Genomic DNA, 23,436 nt, shown 5'->3' with positions numbered 1-23,436 from the left:
GCGAAGGGGCATCTGGGGCGGTGGTCGGTGCTGCCGCCGTGCGCAATGCGTTCCGAAGGACCGCCTTCGCCTGACATCGCGCAGCCGCCCTGTCTCAGGGGCCAGGACGCTCAACAAGAGGGCCCGGATCACCGCGATCCGGGCCCTCCGCGTTACGGCCCGTCAGGCTGCGACGGCCAACGGCGCGCCGCGCTCGGCCTCGTCCAGCCACTCGATCAGCGAGGTACGGGCGCGGGCGACCCGGGAGCGCACCGTGCCGATCGGGCAGTCGCTGGCGTCGGCCGCTTCCGCATACGGGAGCCCCAGCATCTGGGTGAGGACGAACGCCTCGCGGCGGTCGTCGGGGAGTGCGTCCACCAGTTCCGCGAGGGCGATGCCCTCCTCGAAGCCGGGCAGGTCGCACGGTTGGGTGTGCTCAACGACCGACTCCCAGTCGTCGGTGTCCGACAGTCGGGGGCGGCACGAGCGGTAGCGGATGCTGTCGATCACCGTATGGCGGGCGATGGAGAACAGCCAGGTGCGGGCCGAGGAGCGGCCTTCGAACCGTTGCAGGCTGCCCAGGGCCCGTAGAAAGGTGTCCTGGGTCAGGTCGTCGGCGCTCTGCGGATCGGCGCCGAGGTAGGTCACGTAATGGCGGACGTCCCGGTGCAGGGCTCGAACGAACAGGTCGACGGCATCGGGGTCACCGCCGCGGGCGGCGAGCGCCCAGGCGGTAATCGACTCTTCCGTCGAGTTCGTCCGCGATGGCTCACGTGCTGGAGGCAGGGCAGGAGTGATCACCTGTGTCTGTCCTTCTCGGGATCAGGAGTCCGGTCTCCGGGCCGGTGCGCGCAACAGCGCTGCGGGCGCTCCCGGTGGGACCGGTGATGGGGTGCAGGCCGGGCACGGGCGTGCGCGGCTGATGCCCGAGGCGGGAAGTCGACGGCGCGACGGCACGACGGCTGCGCGAACGGCCTCGGGGAACCGGCTGTCGTCAGGCGACAGCGAACCCCGTTGGCGGCCCCCGAGAGGTGATCGCGTGGGTGAGAAGGAGGCGGCGTGGAGCCCGGTCCGAACCCGCTCGGCGTGCACGGACGCGTGGCCGGTGTGGTGGCGCGGGCGGGCTGAGGAGCAGGCCCAGGGGCGCGACGAGCCAGCCGGCCAGGGCCCGCAGGATACGGAAGGCCGCGCGTTCGCCGTGGGCGAGCCACAAGCCGCACAGGAGTGCGGCCAGGAGGTGGGCGGCGAGCATGCCGGTCGAGGACATGCCGCCCATGCCGTGGCTCATGGAACCCGCTGTCCCCATGGAGTGCATGGCGTGCATGGAACCCATGTCCATGTCCATGGAGCCCATCGACATCGGCGTCGACATGGCGCCATGCTCCGCGCCCTGTCCTGACGGTGGAGCGCACAGGAGGTAGCCGAGCCACTGCCGGACGAGCGACCCGTCGGCGGACGGCTGTGGATGCACTACCGCCTGGGCGAGCGCGAAGGAGGAGTGGAGCACCGTCTGCGCGGCCACCGCGACGGAGACCACAAGGAACGGTCCGCGCTCACGGTCGGTCAGCGGCCATGCCGCGCCGCCGGTCACCACCAGGCCCGCGGTCATGGCCCACCAGGGCACCGCGGTTCCCGACATCATGACGTGGCCCAGGGCGGCGAGCAGCACACAGCAGGCCGCGAACACCGCGGCCCGTACCGTGCGAGAACACCACCCGGGAGACATAGCGGCCTCATTTTTGCATCCGCACTTCCGTGATCACCGGTGGGTACGGATATCGGCTTGCCTCCGTTCACCGTGCGCACGCACTCAGGTCAGGTGACGGCACCCGCGCCCTGGCGAAGGATGTGCAGCACCTTGCCCGGCTGCGGGAACTGCATCGGCAGGGAACCGTCCCGACGGTGACGCCGTCACCTCGGCCGGGGCGTCGGCCGGGATCCAGTACGAGTCACGCGGCCTTTGACCCCGGCTCAGTGGTCCACGGGTTCCGGCTCCCTGTCGCGGGCGAGCGGCTGGGCGGCGTAGGTGATGCGGACGACGCCGTCGGCATGGCGTTCCGCGCCGCCCACTACGCCGAAGACGTCACGGAGGAGGTCCGGGGTCAGGACGTCCAGCACAGGTCCCGCCGCCACCACCTCACCCTCGTGGAGGACGACAAGACGGTCGCAGAGCCGTGCCGCGAGGTCGAGGTCGTGCAGGACCGCGAGCGTGGTGATGCCGGTGCTGCGGATCAGGTCAAGGAGCTCGAACCGGGCGCGGATGTCGAGGTGGTTGGTGAGTTCGTCCAGCACCAGGAGCTGGGGGCGCTGCGCGAGGGCGCGGGCCAGCAGGACGCGCTGGCGTTCGCCGCCGGAGAGGGTGGCGTAGTCGCGGTCCGCGAAGGGGCCGACGCCGCACCGGGCCACCGCCTCGGCCACGGCCTCTCGGTCCTCGGCGCCGTCGCGGCCCAGCAGGCCGTGGTGGGGCGTACGGCCCAGGGACACGATCTCGGTCACCGTGAGACCCGCCGTCGTAGCGGCGTCCTGGAGGACGGCCGCAGTGCGGCGGGCTGCGGTGCGCGCGGAAAGTTCCCGCACGTCGTCGTCGCCCACCCTGACCACTCCGGCGGCCGGACGCAGTGAGCGGTAGACCGTGCGGAGCAGAGTGGATTTGCCGCTGCCGTTGGGGCCCACCAGCCCGACGATGTCGCCCTTGGCGGCCTCCAGATGCACATCGTGGAGGATCGGCTTGCGGTCCAGGGTGATGTGGAGGTGGTCCACGGTCAGCTTCATACGGTGTCCGGCCCTCGTCGTGGCTTCAGGGGCTTCATACGGTGTCCAGAGCCTTGTTGCGGCGCAGCAGCCACAGGAAGAAGGGGGCGCCGAGCAGGGCGGTGAGGATGCCCAGCGGCAGTTCGTCGGGGCGGCTTAGGGTACGGGAGAGCAGGTCGACGACCACCAGGTAGACGGCACCGAGCAGGGCGGTGAGTGGCAGGAGTCTGCGGTGGTCGGCGCCGATGGTGAGCCGGACCAGGTGGGGGATCATCAGGCCGACGAAGCCGATGCCGCCGGCGACTGCCATGACGGTGCCGGTGAGCAGCGCGCTGATCACCAGCAGGACGGCGCGCAGCCGGTTGACGTCCACGCCGAGCGCGGTGGCGGACTCGTCGCCGGCCAGCAGGGCGTTGAGCCGCCGCCCGAAGAGGGTCAGCAGCACGGTGCTCGCCAGGACCACCACCGTGACGCCGGGCAGCTGGCTCCACTGGGCCCCGGCGACGCTGCCCAGCATCCAGAACATGACCGTCCGCAGCTCGGTCGGGGTCGCCAGCAGCTGGACGAAGCTGGTGACGGACAACAGGACGTAGCCGACGGCGACTCCGGCCAGCACCAGCCGGGTCGGGGCCAGCCGGCCCCGCCGCTGCCCGAGCGCGAAGACCAGGGCACCGGCCGCCAGGGCACCGGCGAAAGCCGCGCCCGAGACTCCGATGCCGCCCAGTCCGCCGAGCGCGACGCCGCCGAGGGTGATGACCAGGACGGCGCCCAGCGAGGCACCGTAGGAGAAGCCGAGGACGACGGGGTCGGCGAGCGGGTTGGACACCAGGGTCTGGAGCACCGCGCCGGCCACCGCCAGGCCCGCGCCGACCACGGCGGCCAGGGCGACACGAGGCGCCCGGAACGTCCACACGATCTGGTCCAGCGCCGGATCACCCGCAGCGCCCCGGCCGGTGACATGGTGCAGGAGAACGCCCCACACGTCACCGACGGGGATGTCGACGGCACCGATGCTCACCGCCACCACCATCACCGCGACGAGGACGGCCAGCAGGCCCGCGACCGCGAGCGGCAGTCCCAGGCGGCGCAGGAGCGGGCTCAGAACTTGCCCGGGTGCAGCATCTTCGCGATCTTCTCGACGGCCAGGTCGTTGCTGGGGCCGAGGTACATCGAGTCGGACAGGGTCACGTACTTGTTGTTCTTCGCGGCCGGCCACTGGGGGAACTCCTTCAGCAGTTTCCTGGCGTAGGCCGCCGGGTCGGGGTCGTTGTAGCCGATGACGACGAGGGCGTCGACGTCGGTGGCGGCCACCTTCTCCCTGCTCAGGTCGGCGAAGGAGGTCCTGGAGGCGTTCGCGAAGGCGTTGCTGCCCCCGGCCTTGGTGAGGATGTCGTTGTAGATGCCCCTGGCGACGACCGAGCTGAAGTCGTTGCCACCCATGGCCATGTTGGAGAACAGCACCATGACCTTGGGCTGCTTCTCGCCCTTGACCTTCGCGGAGACGTCGGCGACGTGCTTGTGGGAGGCGGCGACGAGCTGCTCGGCCCGGTCGCTCCTGTCGAAGATCTTCCCCATGTCGCGCAGCAGCCGGTAACTGTCGGCGACGGTCATCTTCGACGTGTCCTGGGTACAACCCTGCGGCGAGACGTAGGTGTTGGCGCCGACCTGCTTGAGCTGGTCGCGGGTGGCGAAGCCGTTCTTTTCGTCGAAGCCGTACGACGTCGTGGACAGCACCAGGTCCGGGCGCAGCCCGATCATCGCCTCGCGCGGGATGTCGTAGGCGTCGTTCTGCTTCACGTTGCCGGTGGGCAGCTTCTTGATGGTGTCGACGCGGCCGGGAACCTCGGACATGCCGTAGTGCTGCTGGTTGGCGACGATCCGGTCGCCGAGGCCGAGGGAGAGCAGCGTGGAGACCTCCGCGACCGAGGCGCCGTTCATGACGACGACCCGGCTGGGCTCCTTGGTGAACTTCTCGGACACCCCGCAGTTGTCGAGGGTCACCGGGTAGCCGGACTTCGCGGCCGCGGCGGACGCGTCACCACCGGTGCCGGCCGCCTTGTCGGTGGAGGAGCCGCATGCCGCGGTGACCAGACAGAGGGCCCCGGCCAGGGCGACGGCGGCCGGCCGTTTCTTCGACATGCTGGCTCCTTGCTGAGGGGTGCTCGTGAGGTGACGGGTTCTGTTGCAGTAGTCGGGGGGCGCAGCGCGTGAGTTCCCGGAGGTTCCCCACTACTTCGAGCGAGACGGGTGATGACCGCGCTTTCCGGCTGGAGCGGGCAGCGCTGCGGTGGTGACGCAGTGGTCGAGGTAGCGGAAGACGAGGTCGCGGTCGACGGGCGGGGAGGTGATGTCGCTGCCGTACAGGCCGCCTACGACGTTCTCGGCGCGGATGCGCCCCAGGCGCAGGTCGGGTCCGGTCGCGTCATCAGCCGTCACGCCTGTTCGGTGCGTGGCGTCCGTCGCGTCGAAGAAGGCGAGCATGCTCTGCGCCGCCTCGGAGGAGCGCGGCAGCCCGGCGCGCCACCGGGTCAGCGGCAGGCGGCGCAGCACGTAGCCGTACTCCTCCAGCCAGTCGTAGACATCGCTCAGCCGGACCGGGGCGGTGGCCGCGTGGTTGAACACGACGGCGCCCGGCGTGCGCTGTCCGAGGCAGAGGTGGACGAGGGTCCGGGCGACGTGGTCGACCGGTGTCCAGATCTCCTCCTCGAACAGGTCGGGGACGATGCCCTCGGGGATGCCCGCGCGCAGCACGCTCCACAGGAAGTCCCGCTCGTTCACGTAGCCCGTGGCGGCAGGCCCGACAACCCGGCCGAGCCGGTGCACGGTGACCGGCAGGCCCCGCTCGGCGGCCTGTTCCAGCAGACGCTCGGCGGCCCACTTGGACTGCTGGTAGCCGTAGCGCAGTCCGGGATGGGGCGGGAGGAACGCCTCCGGGACCTCCGGGCTGAGAGTGAGCGGTGGGGCCACGGAGAGCGTCGAGACGAAGTGCAGCGGGGTCGCGTGCACGGCCGCCATGCGCAGCAGGGTCCTTGTGGACTCGGTGTTGGCGGCGCGGAGGGTGCCGTACTCGCGCATGATGCTGACGGTCGCGCCGTTGTGGAAGATCGCTCCGCAGGTTCGCGCAAGTTCGGAGAACAGCTCCTCGTCCAGTCCGAGGCGGGGGCGGGCGAGGTCGGCCGGAACCGCCGTGATGCGGGTGCGTGCCGCGTCCGGGAGGCTGATCCGGTGGGTGTCGAGAGCCTGGTGGACGCGGGCGGTGGCGTCGGCGGGGCTCGGGGCGCGGACGGGGCAGACGACCTCCGCGCTGGTGGTCGTGAGGAGTTCGGCGAGCAGGTGTACGCCGACGAAGCCGGTGGCGCCGGTGAGCAGGATCCTGTGCGGTGCCCGATCCGGGCGGGGGCCGCCGCCGGGACGAATGCCCTGGTCGAGGACCGAGTCTGCGAGCAGGGACGCCGGAAGGCCGGAAGCGGTCGGCGGTGCCTCCTCTTCGAGGTACGCGGCCAGCTGGGCCGGTGTCGGGTGCTGGAAGATCCAGGCGACCTTCATGTCACGGCGGAGTTCGGTGCCGAGGCGGTTGGCGACCTGGATGGCCTGGAGGGACTGGGCTCCCAGGTCGAACACGTCGTCCTGTGCGCAGAGGGTGGCGACGCCGAGCACCTGTTGCCAGACGGCGGTAATGGTCTGCTCCAACTCGGCGCCGGGCGAGGCTGGTTGTGTGCGGGGTGCGGGGGCGGAGAGTGCCATCCTGTCGGTCTTTCCCGTGCTCGTCCGGGGCAGGCGGTCCAGGAACTCGACAGCCGACGGGACCATCGCCGCGGGCAGCGTCGCCCGGAGGTGATCTCTGATCGCCGTCGCGGCCGGGGGCGGCCCGTCGGGAACGACGTACGCGGCGAGTCGTCGTCTCCCGTCGTCCAGCACCTGTCCCACGACGGCGGCGTCGCGCACTGCCGGGTGGGCCAGGAGGGCGCTCTCGACCTCGGCCGGGTGCACACGATGTCCGCTGATCTTGAACTCGGTGTCCGAGCGGCCCAGGTGGCGCAGCTGTCCGTCGTCGCTGATCCGTACCAGGTCGCCGGTGCGGTAGGCGCGGGGCGCTCCGGTCAGTGCGGCGAGGGGTGAGAACCGGGTGGCGTCCGGGATCCCGTCGCCCCGGTAGCCGACGGCCAGGTTGTCGCCCAGCAGGTGGAGTTCGCCGTCGACGACCGCGGCGCGGGTCCCGGGGAGCGGGAGCCCGATGGGGACGTCTCCCGGGGCGAGGGAAGGGTCGTGGAGGTCGGCGACGGTGGCGACCACCGTCGCCTCGGTCGGGCCGTAGGTGTTCAGGAGCCGGACCGACGTGCCGACGGCCTTGCGCCAGCGGTCGACCCGCTCGGGCAGTGCTGCCTCGCCACCGATCACGACGGTCCGCACCTCGGCGGGCAACGCGGCGGCACCGGTCGAGACCGCGTAGGCCAGCTCGTGCCAGTACGCCGTGGGAAGGTCGAGGAAGCTGATCCGCAGACGCGCGCAGGCGTCCAGGAACGCGGGGACCGAGTCGGTCATGTCGTCGGTACGGACGACGAGCGTGGCCCCCGTGCACAGCGTGAGGAAGATTTCCTCGACGCTGGTGTCGAAGTGCAGCGGGGCGAACTGCAGTACCCGGTCGGCCTGTTGGAGGCCGTAGCGGTGGGTGGCGCCGGTGACGAAGTGGGCGAGGGCGCGGTGGTCGGTCTCGACGCCCTTGGGGCGTCCGGTGGAGCCCGAGGTGTGCAGGACGTAGGCGAGGTCGTCCGGTGCGGGCGCCGGTGCAGTGGGCTGTCCGGGGCCGGACTCAGGCTGGTCGAGCGCCAGTACGTCACTGCCCGTGTGGTCGGCGGCGTGGGCGCTGGTCGTCAGCACGAGCGCGGGCCGGGCGTTGTCCAGCAGCTCCGCCCTGCGCACTGGGGGTGCCGTCGGGTCGAGCGGGCTGTAGGCGGCGCCGGAGAGCAGGACGCCGAGGATGGCGGTGATCGCGTCGATGCCGCGGGGCAGGGCGACGGCCACGAGGTCGCCGCGGCCGACCCGGCGGGCGGCCAGGCGGCGGGCGAGATCGCGTGCCGCGCCGAACAGCTGCGCGTACGTGACGTGGCGTCCGCCGTGCTCGACGGCGACGGCTCCGCCGCGCCGGGCGGCGTGGTCGGCGATCAGGCTGAGGACCTGGCGGGCAGGGCGAGGCAGTGGTCCCCCGTCCACGACGGTGACGGTGGAGCTGCGTGCCGAGAGGTCACCGAGCGGCCGGTCGGGGTCGGCGACGGCCGCCCGGAGCAGGGACAGCAGCCCGTTCTGGAGCGCGGTGACGTCGGCCTCGTCGTAGAGGTCGGGGTTGGCGTCCACCGCGATGCGCAGTCCGGCGCCCTCGGAGCGGTCGTAGACGTTGACGGCCAGGTCGTCGACGGGGCCCGCGGAGACGTTGTGGACCGTGCTGCGGTGTCCGGCGAAGCGCAGGTCGTACTCGAAGGGCATGATGTTCACGCCGGGGCCGGACAGCCGGCGCTGTCCGCCGACGAGTTTGAGGTCGCGCCGCAGTTGCTCGTAGCGGTAGCGCTGGTGGGGCAGTCCGGCGCGCAGTTCGGCCGAGACCCGGGCCGTGAGGTCACGGACGCTGTCCGAGGCGGTGACGGCGATGCGCAGGGGCAGGATGTTGCGCACCATGCAGGGGACGCGCAGGGAGACGGAGCCGAGACGTCCCATCGCCGGGAGGCTGAGGACGATCTCCGGTTCTCCGGTCAGGTGGTGCAGGTGGGCGACGGTGACGGCCAGCAACACCTCGGACCAGGTGGCCTTGAGGTCGCGGGCGGCGGCGCGCAGGGCCTCCGTCTCCCCTGCGTCGAGGTCCGCGACCCGCCGGTGGAAGCTGCGCGCGGGCAGTGCCGTACGGCCGGCCGGGGTCGCGACCGGCGGCCGGTCCGCGAACCGGTCCGCCCAGTAGGCGCGGTCCTTGGCGAAGCGGGCCGACTCCCGGTAGGCGCGTTCCTCCTCCCGGACCGAGGCCAGGGTGCCGAAGCCGCTGCCCTCCACCGGCTCGCCCGCCATGAGGGCGGTGTAGACCTGGGCGACCCGGCGGGCCACCAGCGACAGGCCGAAGCCGTCGAGGGCGATGTGGTGGACGCGGTGGTACCAGATGTACTGGTCCGCAGCGATGCGGAGCAGGGCGTGGCCGAAGACGGGGTCGCGGGCGAGGTCGACGGGGCGGGCCATGTCCTGGTCCATCCAGGTCAGGGCCGCCGTGTGCGGGTCGGGTTCGCCGGTGAGGTCCGCCGTGTGCAGGCGCCAGTCGCCTACCGGGGCGTCGGTCTGCCAGGGGCGACCCTGGTCGTCGGCGGCGAAGGTGACGTTGAGGGCCTCCGTCTCCGCGACGACGTGGTGAAGAGCCGCGTCGAGGACTCCGGTGTCCACCGGTCCGTCGATGTGCACGTACTCGGCCGTGTTGTACGCGGGACTGTCCGGGTCGAGCCGCTGGCCGGTCCAGATGCCCTCCTGGGCGGCCAGCAGCGGATGGCGCAGGCTCAGCGCGCTCACGTGGTGGCCTCCCGCCGTGCGGAGAGGAGCTGCCACCACTGGGCGAACGAGGTGCACTCGGCGAGTTCGACGAAGGTCACGCCCGCGCCGCTCTCCCGCCACCGTTCGATGAGGGTCACGATGCGCAGGGAGTCCAACCCCGCGTGGACGGGGTTCTCTTCCAGGTCGACTTCGTCGGGCTGCTGGTACAGGAACTCCGCCAGGTCCGCGCGGAAGGCCTCCAGCGTGAGGGGAGCAGGCATGTCGGTCTCTCTCAATCGTCCTCGGCGGCCGGTCAGTTGACCTTGCGGGCGGAGCCGTCCCAGAAGCGGTCGCGCAGTTCCCGGCGCAGGATCTTGCCGCTGGGGTTGCGCGGAACGCTGTCGATGAACTCGTAGCGGGCGGGCAGCTTGAAGCTCGCGAGCCGTGGGACGAGGAAGGTGTGCAGGTCACGGGGGCTGGGCTGGTGCCCGGGGGCGGGGACGACGAAGGCGTGCACGTACTCGCCCCACCGCACGTCGGGGGCGCCGACGACGACGGCCTCCGCGACGCCGGGGTGGCCCTCCAGCACGTTCTCGATCTCGGCCGGGTAGACGTTCTCGCCGGCGACGAGGATGGCGTCCTTGATGCGGTCGCGGATGAAGATGTAGCCGTCCTCGTCGATGCAGCCGGCGTCCCCGGTGTGGATCCAGCCGTCGACGAGGGTTTCGGCGGTCTTGTCGGGCAGTCCCCAGTACTCGACCATGTGGGCGGGCGTGGCCAGGCAGACCTCGCCGACCGCGCCCGGCGGCAGTTCGCGCCCCTGGCCGTCGATCACCTTGCCGCGCACACCCGGATAGGGGTGCCCCGCCGCCTGCATGAGCGGTGCGCCGGGGACATGGGCGGCCGGGGGCAGGCAGACGGCGGTGTTGCCGGTCTCGGTGAGGCCGTAGATCTGGGCGAACTCGCAGTCCAGGACTGCGAGGCTCTCCTCCAGGAGGGCCTCGGAGATCGGGGAGCCGCCGTAGACCGTCTTGCGCAGGGTGGTGAAGTCCTTGGCGCTGACCGCGGGTTCGGTCAGCATCATGCGGAGCATGGCGGGCACGACGCAGGCGGTGGTGATGCCGAGGTCGCGGATGAGGTCGACGGCCTGGCGGGCGGCGAAGGCGCGCATCGCGACGACGGTGGTGCCCGCGTTGAAGTTCTGCGTGGCCCACCACAGGCCGCCGACATGGAAGCCGGGAATGCCGATCAGCGCGATGTCCCCGGCCCGCCAGTCGATCCAGTCCAGCCCCTCGCCCGCCAGGGCGTCCCGGATGGCGAAGAAGCTGCGGTGGGCGAGTACGACGCCCTTGGGCAGTCCGGTGGTACCGCTGGTGTAGAGCTGGGCGACCGGCGTGTCCGGGGTGACGTTCAACGGCGCAGGGGCGGTGTCGAGGTGGGGGGTCTTCCAGGCCGCGAAGGCCCCGGCGAAAGACTCCCCCGGCCCGACGACCGTTTCGGGCGGCTCGGCCGGCATCTTGTCGAGGACGGATCCGAACTCGCCCTCCAGGAAGAGCAGTCGGGTACCGGAGTCGCGCAGGATGTGACCGACCTCGGGTGCGGTCAGCCGCCAGTTGACCGGAACCAGGACGGTGCCGCTCTTGGCACAGCCGAAGAGAACCTCGTAGTAGTGCTCGGACTCCTTGCCGAGGTACGCCACCCGGTCGCCCGACGTGAGTCCCGCGGCCTGGATCGCATGGGCGACGCGGTTGCTCTCACGGTGCAGTTGCCCGTAGGTCAGAGTGCGGCCCTCGCACAGGACCGCGGGGGTCTCCGGCTGGTGCCGCGCGTGGAAGCTCGTGGTCTGGACGAGCGTCTGAAGCTCCGGGTGGTAGAGCCGGTCCGTGGTCATGGATCTCTCGCCTCAGGTCAGGAAATGTTGACGATCGCCAGGGTCGCCTCGCCGTCGCAGCGGCCCGAGTCGGCGTCCCGGTAGCGGAAGGCGGTCTCCGCGTGCAGGAACGGGCTGCCGCCGGCCGGGGCACGTCGGGTGACGGTCCGGAATTCCATCTCCCCGGAGAATGCACCTGGGTTGACGGGCCGCCGGAAATGCGATGTGAAGCGCGCGATCAGGATGTCCGGAAGCTGATGCCTCCAGAAGTCGTCGAGCGTCCAGGATTCGAACCCCGCGCCGAGTCCTTCCTGAACGGACTTGGCCACCAGGTAATACATCATCTGGTTGTAGCAGATGTTCGCCTCGACGGAATTCAGGTGCCCGGTGTCGTCGATGTAGCACGACTCGGGGATCGCGAACTCGCAGCGAGCAGAAGCACGTCCGTCCCTCTCTGTGACGACGGCCGAACGCAGGTATTTACAGTGTTCCTTGTACGGCGTCAGCACCTTCGCCAGCAGAGCTTCGTCCGTCACGCCGTCTTGATCCCGTCATGCGGCCTGATCCCGTCGTGCAGCTTGCGCTCGTCGTGCACGGTGACGCGGTACGAGACGGTCGGCTCGGGCGTGGTCGTGTGCCGGGCGCGGTGGATGAGGCTGCGGTTGTCCCAGACCAGCAGGTCGCCCTGCTCGAAGCTCTGCAGATGGATGTTGTCGTGCTCGAAGGTCTCGTCGAGCTGGCCGGTGACCTCGAACAGACGGCGCAGGAGGCCCTCGTCGAGCGGCTTGCCGCCCTGGTCCTCGATGCCGACGGTGAAGCCCTCACTGATGTAGAGGACCGTCTCACCGGTCATGGGATGGGTGAAGGTGGTCGGCTGGCGGACGGCCGGGGTCCTCCGCTCGACCTCCTCGATGATCTCGGATATGGGCCGGTAGACGTCGTGGGGGCGAATCTTGAAGTACTTGCGGACGGAGTGCCGGCAGTACGTTCCGGCGATTTCCTTCTTGAGGTCCTCGGGCAGTCTTTCGTACGCCCGGCCCATGTCGATGAAGTACGTGCCGCGGTTCTTCTCCGGAATGACCTGGGGGTAGATCAGGGTGATACCGAAGGGGTCCGGCATGAACTGGTAGTCGGCGTGCCAGAACTTGCCCGTCCTGGGCACGCCGACCTGCTTTCCGTTCTTCGGCACATTGGAGGAGACGAATATCTCCGGGACCTCGGGATGGTGGTACATCGGCTCGTAGTAGGTCTCGGGGCGGCCCAGCTGCTCGCCGAGTTCGAGGAAGCGCCGGGGAGAGAGGTCCTGGCCCTTCAGGACAGCGATCTTCTTGGTGTGGACGGCGCTCTTGAGCGCGTCGATGTCGGCGCCCGAGGCGGCGGTGTGGTCGAAGCCCTCGACCGTCACGCCGATCGCGTTGCCGGGCTGTTCGATGATCCGCATGGGACGGTTCCTTTCGGGGAGTTGGGAGGGGCGGGCGGGGGTCAGACCGCCGCCTTGCGCGCGTCGATGAGTCCGACGACGTCGCCGAGGGTGAGGTCGGGCCGGAGTTCGTCGTCGCCGACCGCCACGCCGAGGTCGCGTTCGATGCGGATGCCGATCTCGACCGTCGTCAGCGAGTCGACGTCCAGTGCGCCGAGGGTCGCCTCCGGACGGATCCGGTCCACGGGGGTGTCGTGCAACTTCTGTAGGATCACGACGAGTTGCTCGTAGGTGGTGGTGCTCATGACGTTGTCCGTTCTTCTCGGTCGGGTGGGGTGGGCGCGGGCAGCGCGGGCCAGGTCAGGAGGCAGGAGCCCCAGGTGAGGCCGCCTCCGAAGGCGGTGAGCAGCAGCCGGTCGCCGGGTCGGAATGCCTGGCGGGCGGCGGTGTCGGCCAGGGCCAGCGGGATGGAGGCGGCGCCCGTGTTGCCTACGGATTCGACATGGGTCGCGCAGCGCTCACGGGGTATACCGAGGTCGTCGGCCACCGAGTGCAGGATCCGCAGATTGGCCTGGTGGGGTACGAAGTGGTCGACGTCGTCGGCCTTCCAGCCTGCCCGGGTCAGGGTGGCGCGTGCGGACTCGGCCATGCGCGTCACCGCGTGGCGGTAGACCTCCTTGCCCCGCATGGCGAAGTGCCGCTCCTCGTGGGTGGGTTCACCCGGTCGGGAGCGCTGCCGGGAGCCGCCGGCCCCGACCCTGATCAGGTCCTCGTGGGCGCCGTCGCTGCCGAGGTCGAAGTGGCCGACCGCGCCCGGCTCGTCGGGGCGTCCGGCGCGCAGGACGACCGCCCCGGCGCCGTCTCCGAAGATGATCGCGTTGGCCCGGTCCAGCGGGTCCACGATCGTGGAGTAGGTGTCCGCGCCGATCAGCAGGACCCGTTCGGCCAGTCCGGCCGCGATCAGCCCGGCGGCCGAGGCGAGTCCGTAGACGAATCCGGTGCACACGGCGCTGATGTCAAAGGCCGCCACGCCGGTCAGACCGAGCCGAGCCGCGACGGCGGGCGCGGTGGCCGGGCAGGTGTGGTCGGGGGTCGTCGTGGCGACGAGGACGGCGTCCACGGTGTCCGTCCGGGCGGAGGTGAGGGCTCGGCGGCCGGCTTCGACGGCCAGGTCGGAGGTCGCCTGTCCGGAATCGACGACGTGCCGTCGGCGGATTCCGGTCCGGGTGCGGATCCAGGCGTCGTCGGTGTCGAGCCGTCGGGCGAGGTGCTCGTTGGTCAGCACTCGGGAGGGCACCCATCCGGCCAGCGCGCACAGGACGGCGGCCGGAGGGGCAGAAGGACCGGCAGCGGCAGTGGACATGGGGTTTTCTTCTGAGATTCCTGGCATTCCTGGCATTCCTGGCGTGACGGAGGACGGACCGGGCAGCCCGGATGTGAGAGACGAAGTCGAGAAGGGAGGATCTGGAGGATCTAGGGGCCTGTGGTTCTGGTGCGAGCGAGGAGCGCCAGCGCACCGCACCCGATGCCGAGCGCTATCGCGAACACGGCGGTACGGATGCCGTCGAGGAGCCCGGGGCCGGAGGCGTTCTGTCCGACACCGCCGGCGACCGCGACCAGCACGGCGAGGCCCACCGCGCCGCCCACCTGGAGGGCGGTCGACGCCATACCGGAGGCGATGCCCTGATCACCGGGGGCCACCCCGGCCGCGGCGGCGATCCACATCCCCGTCCACGCCGCGCCCTGCCCGAGACCCAGCAGCACGATCCCCGGCAGGAGCCGGACGTACGAACCGTCCGAGGTGAGCGCCGGCCCGAGCGCGCCGGCCCCGGCGGCGCCCAGCACCATGCCGCCCACCAGCAAGCGGCGCACCCCGAAGGCTGATACGGCCCGTTCGCCGGCCTGTGTGCCGACGGCCACCACCACGGCGGGTACGAGGAACGCGAGCCCGGTCGCGACGGCGCTGTACCCGTGGACCCTCTGGAAGTACAGCGTCAGGAAGTACGGCACCGAGCTGAAGGTCGCGCTGAACAGAGCCGTCACCCCCATCGCCGCGAACAGCCCGCGGTGGGCGAACAGCCTGGCCGGTACGAGGGGATCCCGGGACCGCGTCTCCACGACGGCGAAGAGCGTGAGCAGCCCGAGGGCAAGCGCGGCGCTCACCAGGGCAGCGGGCGTGCCCCAGCCCTCCGCGGGAGCCTGGACCAGCAGGAACACCAGGAGCGTGACGCCGCCCGTCGCGGTCAGCGCGCCCGTCACGTCGAAGCGCCGTGAGCGGTCCCGCGACCCGTCGGCGGGGAACAGCAGCCGCCCGGCCACCGCGAGGGCCGCCGCCACGGGCACGTTGACGAAGAACACCGACGGCCAGCCGAACGCCTCCACCAGGACCCCGCCGAGCAGAGACCCGAAACAGAGCCCGCCGGCTCCGGCGGCACCCCATACCGCGAGGGCCCGGTTTCGGGCGGGCCCTTCGTCGTACAGGGTGTTGATCAGGGACAGCGTCGCCGGGAAGAGCAGGGAACCGCCGATGCCTTGGACCGCCCTCACGGCGACCAGGACGCCTGGTGACTCGGACAGGCCCCCCATGAGCGACGACCCCGCGTACAGCAGCGACGCGAGGACGAACATCCGGCGCCGACCGAGCAGGTCGGCGGCCCGGCCGCCCAGCAGCAGGAAGCCTCCGGTGGTCACGACGTAGGCGCTCACGACCCATTGCAGGTCGTGGTCGGAGAATCCCAGCCCTGCGCCCATGTCGGGCAGGGCGACGTACACGATGTTGTGGTCGAGCGAGATGACGAACTGCCCCAACGCCAGAACAAGCAGGGACATCATCCGTCTCCCCCCTCGGAATTACAGAATCCGGAATTTCCACGGAAGGAAATTCAAACAGTCGATCGTTTTCCGTCACCGTAGCATCCCGGATCGGACTTGGGAATGCCCAACTTCTGCGCACGCATTGCCCGTTCAGGACCATCGGGACAGCGCTCCGGCCCGGCAGTCGAAAACTGCCGGGTGAGGATAATCCAGGGATTTCCCAGGCTGAATTTCTACCCCGATTCAGCCCTCCCCCATCAGCCTGCGGATCTCGGTGATCAGAGCCACCAGCGCCCGTCGTTCCGGCAGGGTGGTCTCCGGATGCCAGAGGTCGATGAGCAGGCAGGTTCGCGGGCGGTCGCCCGCGTTGCGCGCCTCATGCTCGAAGGAGTAGTCGAAGAGCAGGCACTTCCCCTCCTCCCAGGTGCGCGTCTCCCCGGCGACCGTGATGCTGCACCTGTCGGGGATGTCCACGGCGAGATGCAGGTTGATGCTGAAGTTCCACAGGTCGCAGTGGGGTTCGATGACGGCGCCCGGCAACAGGGTGGAGAAGTGACACTCCAGGAGCGGGCATATCCTCTCCGTGTCGACGGCAACGTCTTTCACCACCTGATAAGCGGTGGGAGCCGTGGCGGCCGAATCTTCGACGAGACCTCCGCCACGGAAGAGGTAGAGGGCCTGCCAGTCGTCCTGGCGGGTCAGATAGTGCTCGTAGTCCGAGAATTCCTCCCGGCGCTGAGCCCATGCCGAATTCAGCTCTTCCTTGATCGCTTGATGACGCACCTCCAGCGCATGGACGACGGGCGCCAGTTCGGCATAGGCGTAAGGATCGTGCCAGGGAGTGGAAGAGAGTCCCGGCATGATCCACTTCGCCGCTTTCTGCAACGGATGCCGTTCGCTCCCGCCCGGCTCCAGCATCCGCTCGACCCGAGCGATCGATTCCGCACCGAACTCGCCCCTGATCGCGGCGAATGCACTCTCCATCTCTGGTGTCACACGGCTCTCCGGAGTTGAACGACCGGTGGTGTTCCGCCGGTCGGGGTCACGAGGCCGGCCAGGTTCATGAGGAGGCGGCCGACGTCCGGAGCACCGTCCCCCGGCGCTCGAACTCCATGACCGACCCCGTGTGCGGCGGCACTGCCCACCTCGCGTTCCAGCAGCCACAGAGCGCGGGACAGACGTCTGCGTCTCACGTGTGCCGAACCACCTTCGCCCGAAGTTCCGCGCCCGGCCCGCCTCGCACGGTGGTCGGCAGGTGTTGGGCTGCGCTGTCGAACCAGTAGTCGGGCGCCGGTGGGGTCGAGTTCCCGGGTTCCGGGCGAATTTCCTCTGATCCGACGGCAGTTGGCGACACGTCGTCGTCGGCTCGACGGACCACGGTGGTGTCGGCCCAGCCAGGCGTAGCCGCCGGCCAGCACGTCTGGCCGTGGAACCGGTCGGAACCGATCCGAGAGTGGACGTCAGGTGCCGTCCTGTCCCGGACGCACCACCACCGCGAGAGTCCGCACCGCCCCACTGTGCTCGAAGTGCAGGGTGAACGGGACCAGATCGCCGGCCTGCCGGCGCGTCGTCGCCGGGACCGTCACGTCAAGGCTGCTCGGGGACATCGCGAGGCTGCCGCCGGCCGGGACGGCGACCGACTCCACCGTCTGGGCATACGCCGAGCGGCCGTCGGTCATGCGGTGGCGGCTGAGCGTGGTCGCACCGCCGGGCCCCTCGGACGTCACCTTCACCAACCGGTCCACCGAGCCCCCGCTGTTGCTGATCCGGAAGAAGGCCGCCGTCTCCGGCACGCCGCCGTAGGGCAGGAAGACCCGTCCCCCGGTGACCGTGATCCGGGCCGGGCTGCCCGCGTTGCCGTAGGCGGTCCACACGCTCAGCCCGCCGAGGGCGAGACAGCACGCGGCGACGGGCGCGAGCGCGGCGAGCAGGGCATCGGTCAGCCGGCGCCGGGACAGCCGCCAGGGGTGGTTCTGTTCTGCCATCGCGCTCATCGGGTACGCCTCCGGGCGGGCGAGGGCTGCCAGGTGCGCAGCCGCAGGCTGTTGCCGACCACCAGCAGCGAGCTGACCGACATGGCCGCCGCGGCGAGCATCGGGGTGAGCAGGCCGACCATGGCCAGCGGCACGGTCACGACGTTGTAGCCGAACGCCCAGGCAAGGTTGGTGCGGATCGTGTCCAGCGTGCGGCGAGAGAGCCGTACCGCGTCCGCGAGGGCCTCGATGTTCCCGCGCACCAGCGTCACATCGGCGGCTCCGATCGCGACGTCGGTGCCGCTGCCCATGGCGATCCCGAGGTCGGCTCCGGCGAGCGCGGCGGCGTCGTTCACGCCGTCTCCGATGACCGCGACCCGGTAGCCCTGCTCGCGCAGGTCCCGTACGAGATCGGCCTTGTCCTCGGGGGTGCAGCGGGCGTGCACGTCATCGATGCCCAGGTCCTGTGCGACGGCCCTGGCGGGCGCCTCCCGGTCACCGGTGGCGAGCACCGGGCGCACCCCGAGGCGCCGCAGCCGGTCGACGGCACGGTAGCTGCCGGGTCGTACGACGTCACCGACCTCGATCAGGGCTTCGGCAGTGCCGTCCACCCGGACGAGTACCGAAGTGCGGGCGGCGGTTTCGGCGACGGGCAGGGCGTCCACGAGAGCCGCGGGCAACTCACCGTCCGGAGCGAGGACTTCGACCAGTCGTCCCTCGACCCGGCCACGCACGCCCCGCCCCGGCAGAGCACTGAACCGGGTCACGTCCGGAAGCCCCTGCCCGGCGCGACTCGCATACGCGCTGATCGCTCTCCCGAGCGGATGTTCCGAACCCTGCTCGACCGCCCCCGCCCACCGCACCACCGCGTCGCTGCCGAGCCCGCCCGGCACGGCGGTGACCCGAGCGACGCTCATGTGGCCGGAGGTGAGCGTGCCGGTCTTGTCGAGGACGACGGCGTCGAGGTGCTGGAGCCCCTCCAGCGCCTGCGGGCCGGTGACGAGGACGCCCAGTTGGGCGCCCCGGCCGGTCGCGGCCATCAGCGCGGTCGGGGTCGCGAGGCCCAGTGCGCAGGGGCAGGCGACGACGAGGACGGCCACGCACGCGGTGACGGCCGCCTGCGGTTCGGCCCCGGCCCCGAGCCAGAACCCGAGCGTCGTGACGGCCAGTGTCAGGACGACGGGCACGAAGACACCGGCGACCGCGTCGGCCAGCCGCTGCGCCCGCGCCTTGCCGGCCTGTGCCTCGGTCACCAGCTTCGTGATCCGGGCGAGCTGCGTGTCGGCGCCGACGGCGGTGGCCCGTACGAGCAGCATCCCACCTGAGTTGACGGCCCCGCCGACGACGGCCGAGCCCGGCTCGACCTCCACCGGTTCGCTCTCCCCGGTGACCAGGGACAGATCCAGGGCGGAACTGCCCTCGACCACCTCGCCGTCGGTGGCGACCCGTTCCCCGGGACGCACGACGAAGATCTGTCCGGATACCAACTCCTCTACGGGAACGCGTCGTTCGCGACCGCGCTCCCGTACCGACACCTCCTTGGCCGCGAGTTGGGCAAGCGACCGCAGCGCCGCCCCGGTCCCGCGCCGGGCCCGAGCCTCCAAAATCCGCCCAACGAGCACGAACAGCGGTACGCCGACGGCCGCTTCGAGATAGATGTGCGCCACGCCGTCCGAGGCAGTGGGGACGAGCCTGAACGGCATCCGCATACCGGGATCGCCGGCTCCCCCGAGGAAGAGCGCGTACGCCGACCAGGAGAAGGAGGCCACGACGCCGAGGGACACGAGCGTGTCCATGGTGGCAGCCGCGTGCCGCAGCCCGCGCACCGCCCGTACGTGGAAGGGCCAGGCGCCCCACACGGCGACCGGGGCGGCGAGCGCGAAGCACAGCCACTGCCAGTTGCGGAACTGGAGGCCGGGCAGCATGGACAGCACGAGGACGGGCACCGCGAGCTGGGCCGTGACCAGTAGCCGGGCACGCTCGTGCCGAGCCTCCTCGGTATCCCCGTCCGCTCCCTCGCGCGGCTCCTCCTTGGGCGGCTGGGGTCGCGCAGCCGTATAACCGGCCTTCTCGACCGTCGCGACGAGTTCGTCGACACCGACCCCCGCCGGATGACTCACGCGAGCCCGGCCGGTGGCGAGATTCACCGTCGCCGTGACACCGTCCAGTTTGCCGAGCTTCTTCTCGACCCGGGTCACGCAGGCGGCGCAGGTCATGCCGCCGACGGTCAGATCGGTCGTCACCAAGGCGGTCACCGGTTCCGCGCCCATCAGCCGTGCCCTCCCTGCATGCCGCCCATCTCATCCGTACCTCCGCCGCCTGCCCCGCCGCCATCGCGACTCGTGCCGCTGCCGTGCATGCCGGGTGCGACGGGACCGGCAGCAGTGCCAACGGCGTAGGACACGGTGAAGATCAGGGCCAGCAAGAGAAGAAAGCCGCAGAGCGCGGGCGGAGGTGTCGCTTTCCGCAAGGCCGCACCACTGCCGGTCAAGGGGGACTGCCGGGACTCGTCCATCAAGCGCGTCTCCAGGTCACGTCGTACAGCGTCACTCGGATCGCGCCGTACCGGTTCAGTAGTCGGGCCGGTAGCGCGCCGAGTTCCGGAGCGGCTATGTGCCGCGCGTCACGCGAGAGGGCGTTCGGCGGGGCGATCGGCTCGTCGGGACCGCGCGCACGCATGCCTTCCGCGGACTCGTCTTCAGGAAAGTCGCACGGGAAGGGGCACCCCAAGCGGAGCGGTGGTTCTGCAATGCGCGGCGCAGGGTTGCGAATACCGCGTTCGGAAAGTCTCCGCCCCATTCCGGAATCCGCCCTCGCGATACCGAACCCAGGACAGCCTCGAAGGCATCCGTGAATGCGGTCAGGAACGTCGGCATCGGGATCCGGGCCGTCAACAGGACCTTCCCGCGCACCGGCGCCCAGGGCGGGTCGGCCGGCGTGAGCCGGTCCGGGAGGCCGAGCCGGTGCACGGCGAGGGCACTCACCGCGACTGGCACGCCCGCCAGGTCTTGCACGGCGAACCCCGCCCGGCCACGACTGCCTGACCGCTGGGGATCAGCCGAGACGGAACCAGCCCGGGGCCGTCCCTTTCCGATCACCTCGCGCAGCATCGACTGCCAGGTCAGTCTCCGGCGAAGATCTCCCGCACCTCACGGACCGCGTAGTAGACGAGTACGTACCCGGCAGCCGGGTCGGCCCACCACCAGCCCAACGCCGCGTTGACGGCCAGACCGAGCAGGACCGCTGCGGCAAGCAGGCCGTCGACCAGCGTCACCCGGCCCTCGGTGGACAGCACCGGGTTGCCGAGGGCGGCGCCCGTGCGGGCCTTGCCGAACGCGAGGGCGAACATCACGACGGCGGTGGTCGCGGTCCAGCCGATGCCCAGCGGCGACGTGCGCGGGTGGAAACCGGCGGACAGAACCCAGGTGGACTGCACCAGCAGATAGAGGGCCAGGGCAGCGAAGCCGATGCCGATGAGCCGCAACGCACGGCGCTGACGGGCCTCACCGGTGCCGGACAGTTCCCAGATCACCACGGTCGAGGCACCGATCTCGATCAGGGAGTCCAGGCCGAATCCGGCCAGCGCGACCGATCGTGCCGACACGGCCGCCACCGCGAGGACGACGATGCCGATCACGTTCCAGCCGAGTGTCGTGTACTCCAGCGCGAAGCCACGGCGAAGCAGGGCCTTGCGGGACGCGTCATCATCCAACGTGGTCACCGCTGGAGTCTCCCAGGTCTGGTCAGTCCCAGGCAGAGTCGAGGGTCCGGCCGTACACGCCACCACCAGAGTGTGCGTGCCACCACTCCCACCGGCGGCCCAGGACACGGCAGTCGGTGCCCTGCCGACGAGATCGTGGGCAGGGCAGGTGGGGCGTTGCGCGTTACTCGGCCCGGGATCCGGTGGAGCGACCACGGACGAGGGCGAACGCGGCCGCGGCCAGCCCCAGCACGCCGGCGATCAGCCCGGCGACGCCGAGGCCACGGGCGGTCGAGTCGCCGGCCGGCGCAGCCGACTCGGTGCTCCCGGAACTCTTCGAGTTCGCCGGTGCGGCGGCCGAACTGCCACTCTTCAGCAGATCGCCGACCTCGCCACATGGGGCTGCCCGCCATGAGCACCCCGTCCGTCCAACTGGCCCGGGACGGCCGGATACAGTGCGCGCGACGGCAGCCTGGTTGCTCGAGGAGGGGAAGCGTGACCGACACCAGCGAAACCCGATCCGCCGACGGTGCAGCGCACACGACTCAGCAGAGTCGACTGCACCGCCTGATGCGCTACCTCCCCCTGATCGCCCCCGTCCTGCTGTGGACCGTGCCCTGCTGGCTGCTGCTGCACACCGGCCAGCGCTGGCCGCTCCCTGTCACGCTCACCGGCACCGCCCTGTTCGCCCTCGGCCTGATCGGTATGCCGCTCGCGATGGTGCGCGGCCACGGCCGACGCCAGCAGGACTGGGCGGCGATCGTCGGAGACACCCTGCTGGGCACCATCTGGACCCTGTTCGCCTGGTCCGTCGTGCTCGGCGTCCCGCTGCGGCTCGCCCTGACCGTGACCGGCGTCGGCGGCGGCCAGGACCGGGCCCGGATCGCCACCTGGGCGGTCCTCGGCGTGACCGCCGTACTGCTCACCTGGGGGTACGCCGAGGCCCGCCGGGTACCACGGATACGCCGCCTGGACGTGCAACTTCCGCGCCTGGGGGCCGGGTTGGACGGCACGCGTGTCGTCCTCATCACCGACACCCACTACGGGCCGCTCGACCGCGCCCGCTGGTCGGCGCGGGTCTGCGAGACGGTCAACACGCTGAAGGCCGACCTGGTCTGCCACACCGGAGACATCGCGGACGGCACGGCCGAACGCCGCCGCGCCCAGGCCGCCCCACTGGGCACCGTGCAGGCCACCCGGGCCCGGGTCTACGTCACCGGCAACCACGAGTACTACAGCGAGGCCCAGGGCTGGGTCGACCTGATGGACGAGCTGGGCTGGGAGCCGCTGCGCAACCGCCATCTGCTGCTCGAACGCGGTGGCGACACCCTCGTGGTCGCCGGCGTGGACGACGTCACGGCCGAGTCCTCCGGCCTTGCCGGCCACGGCGCCCACCTCGCCGGAGCCCTGCACGGCGCCGACCCCGACCACCCCGTCCTGCTCCTGGCCCACCAGCCCAAGTTCGTCGACCGGGCGGCAGCAGGCGGCGTCGACCTCCAGCTCTCCGGCCACACCCACGGCGGCCAGATCTGGCCCTTCCACCACCTGGTCCGCATCGACCAGCCCGCCCTCGCCGGCCTCAGCCGCCACGGCACCCGCACCCTCCTCTACACCAGCCGTGGCACCGGCTTCTGGGGCCCGCCCTTCCGCGTCTTCGCCCCGAGCGAGATCACCCTGCTCGTACTCCGCTCCCCGTAGGGCCTCCCCACGCCGTAGCGCTGGTCGGGCCGGAGGTTCCGCCTGGCGATGCTGCAGTGCGCCGGCACCCCTGAGAAGGGCTGCGCATCCTGCACGGACTCCCCACCGGCTACGCCCCAGCGACCTGCAGTCGGCCTACGGCCGGACCTCCGCCGCCTCCGCCACCGGCTCCTGCACGCCAGCCACCGTGCAGGTGAAGCCGATGCCCCGCGAACCGGCACACCGCGTCATTCCTGAGGAATGCGAAATTCGAATGTGGGACGGTCCCACGGCACGGCGGGCGGGTTCGCGAGCGCGGTCCCGGTCCGCACTGCACCGACGCGGTGGTAGAAGTCCTCGGCGGGAAGATGCGACACGACCTCGACACGGTCGAGCCCGGCGGCACGGGCCTCGGACTGCATGTGCGCGATGAGCAGCCGTCCAATTCCACGTCCTTGCGCCTCGTCGGCGACGAACAGCAGATCGAGCTCCGGTGGAGCGAGGACGAGCGAGTAGAACCCGATGACCCGGCCGTCATGCTCGTCGGCGCCGACGGCCACGAAGGCGCGGTGGGCTTCGATGTAGTCAGGACCGACCCGGTAGCCCGCCACTGCGGCTGAGTACTTCCCCTGGTAGGCGCCTGAGCCACGCACGAGCCGCGTGAGCCGTTTGGCATCCCGCGCGACTGCCCTCCGTATCGTGACCGGCTGGCTGACCGGAGAAGTGCGTGAACTCACCAGGAGAGTATTTCGCA

19 protein-coding genes and 1 pseudogene are annotated in these 23,436 nt (G+C 70.8%); 2 read left to right on the top strand and 18 right to left on the bottom strand.

Annotation, left to right across the window (positions count from 1 at the left end; translation table 11 throughout):
• Positions 1-162: 162 nt before the first annotated feature.
• The 16 genes from GQF42_RS33795 to GQF42_RS33720 form a co-directional block, all read right to left on the bottom strand.
• On the bottom strand, positions 163-780 hold the full coding sequence (locus GQF42_RS33795; RefSeq protein WP_158926307.1) for a sigma-70 family RNA polymerase sigma factor: 618 nt from the start codon (positions 778-780) through the stop codon (positions 163-165).
• A 193-nt stretch (positions 781-973) separates the two neighbouring features.
• Entirely contained in the window at positions 974-1,705 is a 732-nt protein-coding gene (locus GQF42_RS33790) for a hypothetical protein (protein WP_158926305.1), read from the bottom strand.
• Positions 1,706-1,950: 245 nt separating this feature from the next.
• Complete coding sequence (locus GQF42_RS33785) at positions 1,951-2,751, bottom strand: ABC transporter ATP-binding protein (protein WP_158926303.1); 801 nt, start codon at positions 2,749-2,751, stop codon at positions 1,951-1,953.
• A gap of 34 nt (positions 2,752-2,785) precedes the next feature.
• A complete protein-coding gene (locus tag GQF42_RS33780; protein ID WP_158926301.1) occupies positions 2,786-3,760 on the bottom strand; it encodes a FecCD family ABC transporter permease in 975 nt (324 codons plus the stop codon).
• 68 nt (positions 3,761-3,828) lie between these two features.
• Positions 3,829-4,869: an ABC transporter substrate-binding protein gene (locus GQF42_RS33775; RefSeq protein ID WP_158926299.1), complete on the bottom strand. Its 1,041-nt coding sequence runs from the start codon at positions 4,867-4,869 to the stop codon at positions 3,829-3,831.
• A gap of 90 nt (positions 4,870-4,959) precedes the next feature.
• Entirely contained in the window at positions 4,960-9,258 is a 4,299-nt protein-coding gene (locus GQF42_RS33770) for a non-ribosomal peptide synthetase (RefSeq protein WP_158930880.1), read from the bottom strand.
• A gap of 5 nt (positions 9,259-9,263) precedes the next feature.
• Positions 9,264-9,509, bottom strand: coding sequence for a phosphopantetheine-binding protein (locus tag GQF42_RS33765; protein ID WP_158926297.1), 246 nt, complete (start codon positions 9,507-9,509; stop codon positions 9,264-9,266).
• Positions 9,510-9,541: 32 nt separating this feature from the next.
• Entirely contained in the window at positions 9,542-11,119 is a 1,578-nt protein-coding gene (locus tag GQF42_RS33760; RefSeq protein ID WP_158926295.1) for a fatty acid--CoA ligase, read from the bottom strand.
• Between the two features lie 17 nt (positions 11,120-11,136).
• The gene (gene scoD / locus GQF42_RS33755; protein WP_158926293.1) at positions 11,137-11,634 is read right to left on the bottom strand and encodes a (2E)-enoyl-ACP glycyltransferase; all 498 of its coding nucleotides are present in this window, start codon (positions 11,632-11,634) and stop codon (positions 11,137-11,139) included.
• Complete coding sequence (gene scoE, locus GQF42_RS33750) at positions 11,631-12,539, bottom strand: (3R)-3-[(carboxymethyl)amino]fatty acid oxygenase/decarboxylase (RefSeq protein WP_158926291.1); 909 nt, start codon at positions 12,537-12,539, stop codon at positions 11,631-11,633. Before scoE ends, scoD begins: the two co-directional genes overlap by 4 nt.
• Positions 12,540-12,580: 41 nt before the next feature.
• Complete coding sequence (locus GQF42_RS33745) at positions 12,581-12,823, bottom strand: acyl carrier protein (RefSeq protein WP_158926289.1); 243 nt, start codon at positions 12,821-12,823, stop codon at positions 12,581-12,583.
• Entirely contained in the window at positions 12,820-13,881 is a 1,062-nt protein-coding gene (locus tag GQF42_RS33740; RefSeq protein WP_158926287.1) for a beta-ketoacyl-ACP synthase III, read from the bottom strand. The genes GQF42_RS33745 and GQF42_RS33740 overlap by 4 nt, the downstream gene beginning before the upstream one ends.
• A 110-nt stretch (positions 13,882-13,991) precedes the next feature.
• Positions 13,992-15,347: an MFS transporter gene (locus tag GQF42_RS33735; RefSeq protein WP_158926285.1), complete on the bottom strand. Its 1,356-nt coding sequence runs from the start codon at positions 15,345-15,347 to the stop codon at positions 13,992-13,994.
• A 228-nt stretch (positions 15,348-15,575) separates the two neighbouring features.
• Complete coding sequence (locus GQF42_RS33730; protein ID WP_158926283.1) at positions 15,576-16,328, bottom strand: aspartyl/asparaginyl beta-hydroxylase domain-containing protein; 753 nt, start codon at positions 16,326-16,328, stop codon at positions 15,576-15,578.
• Positions 16,329-16,792: 464 nt separating this feature from the next.
• A complete protein-coding gene (locus tag GQF42_RS33725; protein ID WP_233273538.1) occupies positions 16,793-17,326 on the bottom strand; it encodes a copper chaperone PCu(A)C in 534 nt (177 codons plus the stop codon).
• On the bottom strand, positions 17,323-19,575 hold the full coding sequence (locus GQF42_RS33720; RefSeq protein WP_158926281.1) for a heavy metal translocating P-type ATPase: 2,253 nt from the start codon (positions 19,573-19,575) through the stop codon (positions 17,323-17,325). Before GQF42_RS33720 ends, GQF42_RS33725 begins: the two co-directional genes overlap by 4 nt.
• A 672-nt stretch (positions 19,576-20,247) precedes the next feature.
• Between GQF42_RS33720 and GQF42_RS47755 the strand changes: the two are divergent.
• Positions 20,248-20,349 (top strand): annotated as a pseudogene (locus GQF42_RS47755) (phosphorothioated DNA-binding restriction endonuclease); the annotation flags it as partial.
• A gap of 77 nt (positions 20,350-20,426) precedes the next feature.
• Here the strand turns inward: GQF42_RS47755 and GQF42_RS33715 are convergent.
• Complete coding sequence (locus GQF42_RS33715) at positions 20,427-21,026, bottom strand: cation diffusion facilitator family transporter (RefSeq protein WP_158926279.1); 600 nt, start codon at positions 21,024-21,026, stop codon at positions 20,427-20,429.
• A 474-nt stretch (positions 21,027-21,500) separates the two neighbouring features.
• Here GQF42_RS33715 and GQF42_RS33710 point away from each other — a divergent pair, with 474 nt between their 5' ends.
• Entirely contained in the window at positions 21,501-22,703 is a 1,203-nt protein-coding gene (locus GQF42_RS33710) for a metallophosphoesterase (protein ID WP_158926277.1), read from the top strand.
• Between the two features lie 227 nt (positions 22,704-22,930).
• Here the strand turns inward: GQF42_RS33710 and GQF42_RS33705 are convergent, their stop codons facing one another.
• Positions 22,931-23,419 carry a GNAT family N-acetyltransferase gene (locus tag GQF42_RS33705; RefSeq protein WP_199272888.1) on the bottom strand — a complete coding sequence of 163 codons (489 nt, stop codon included), beginning with the start codon at positions 23,417-23,419 and terminating at the stop codon, positions 22,931-22,933.
• Positions 23,420-23,436 lie beyond the last annotated feature (17 nt).

The organism is Streptomyces broussonetiae (genome assembly GCF_009796285.1).
Taxonomy (GTDB): domain Bacteria; phylum Actinomycetota; class Actinomycetes; order Streptomycetales; family Streptomycetaceae; genus Streptomyces; species Streptomyces broussonetiae.
The sequence above is the reverse complement of the archived record's forward strand: the minus strand, read 5'-3'. Positions and strand labels throughout refer to the sequence as shown.

Coding starts and splice junctions, on each gene's coding strand:
- scoE (WP_158926291.1), bottom strand. CDS start 12,539: ATGCGGATCATCGAACAGCCCGGCAACGCGATCGGCGTGACGGTCGAG.
- GQF42_RS33735 (WP_158926285.1), bottom strand. CDS start 15,347: ATGTCCCTGCTTGTTCTGGCGTTGGGGCAGTTCGTCATCTCGCTCGAC.
- GQF42_RS33740 (WP_158926287.1), bottom strand. CDS start 13,881: ATGTCCACTGCCGCTGCCGGTCCTTCTGCCCCTCCGGCCGCCGTCCTG.
- GQF42_RS33780 (WP_158926301.1), bottom strand. CDS start 3,760: ATGGTGGTGGCGGTGAGCATCGGTGCCGTCGACATCCCCGTCGGTGAC.
- GQF42_RS33785 (WP_158926303.1), bottom strand. CDS start 2,751: ATGAAGCTGACCGTGGACCACCTCCACATCACCCTGGACCGCAAGCCG.
- GQF42_RS33760 (WP_158926295.1), bottom strand. CDS start 11,119: ATGACCACGGACCGGCTCTACCACCCGGAGCTTCAGACGCTCGTCCAG.
- GQF42_RS33790 (WP_158926305.1), bottom strand. CDS start 1,705: ATGTCTCCCGGGTGGTGTTCTCGCACGGTACGGGCCGCGGTGTTCGCG.
- GQF42_RS33775 (WP_158926299.1), bottom strand. CDS start 4,869: ATGTCGAAGAAACGGCCGGCCGCCGTCGCCCTGGCCGGGGCCCTCTGT.
- GQF42_RS33725 (WP_233273538.1), bottom strand. CDS start 17,326: ATGAGCGCGATGGCAGAACAGAACCACCCCTGGCGGCTGTCCCGGCGC.
- GQF42_RS33765 (WP_158926297.1), bottom strand. CDS start 9,509: ATGCCTGCTCCCCTCACGCTGGAGGCCTTCCGCGCGGACCTGGCGGAG.
- GQF42_RS33745 (WP_158926289.1), bottom strand. CDS start 12,823: ATGAGCACCACCACCTACGAGCAACTCGTCGTGATCCTACAGAAGTTG.
- GQF42_RS33720 (WP_158926281.1), bottom strand. CDS start 19,575: ATGGGCGCGGAACCGGTGACCGCCTTGGTGACGACCGATCTGACCGTC.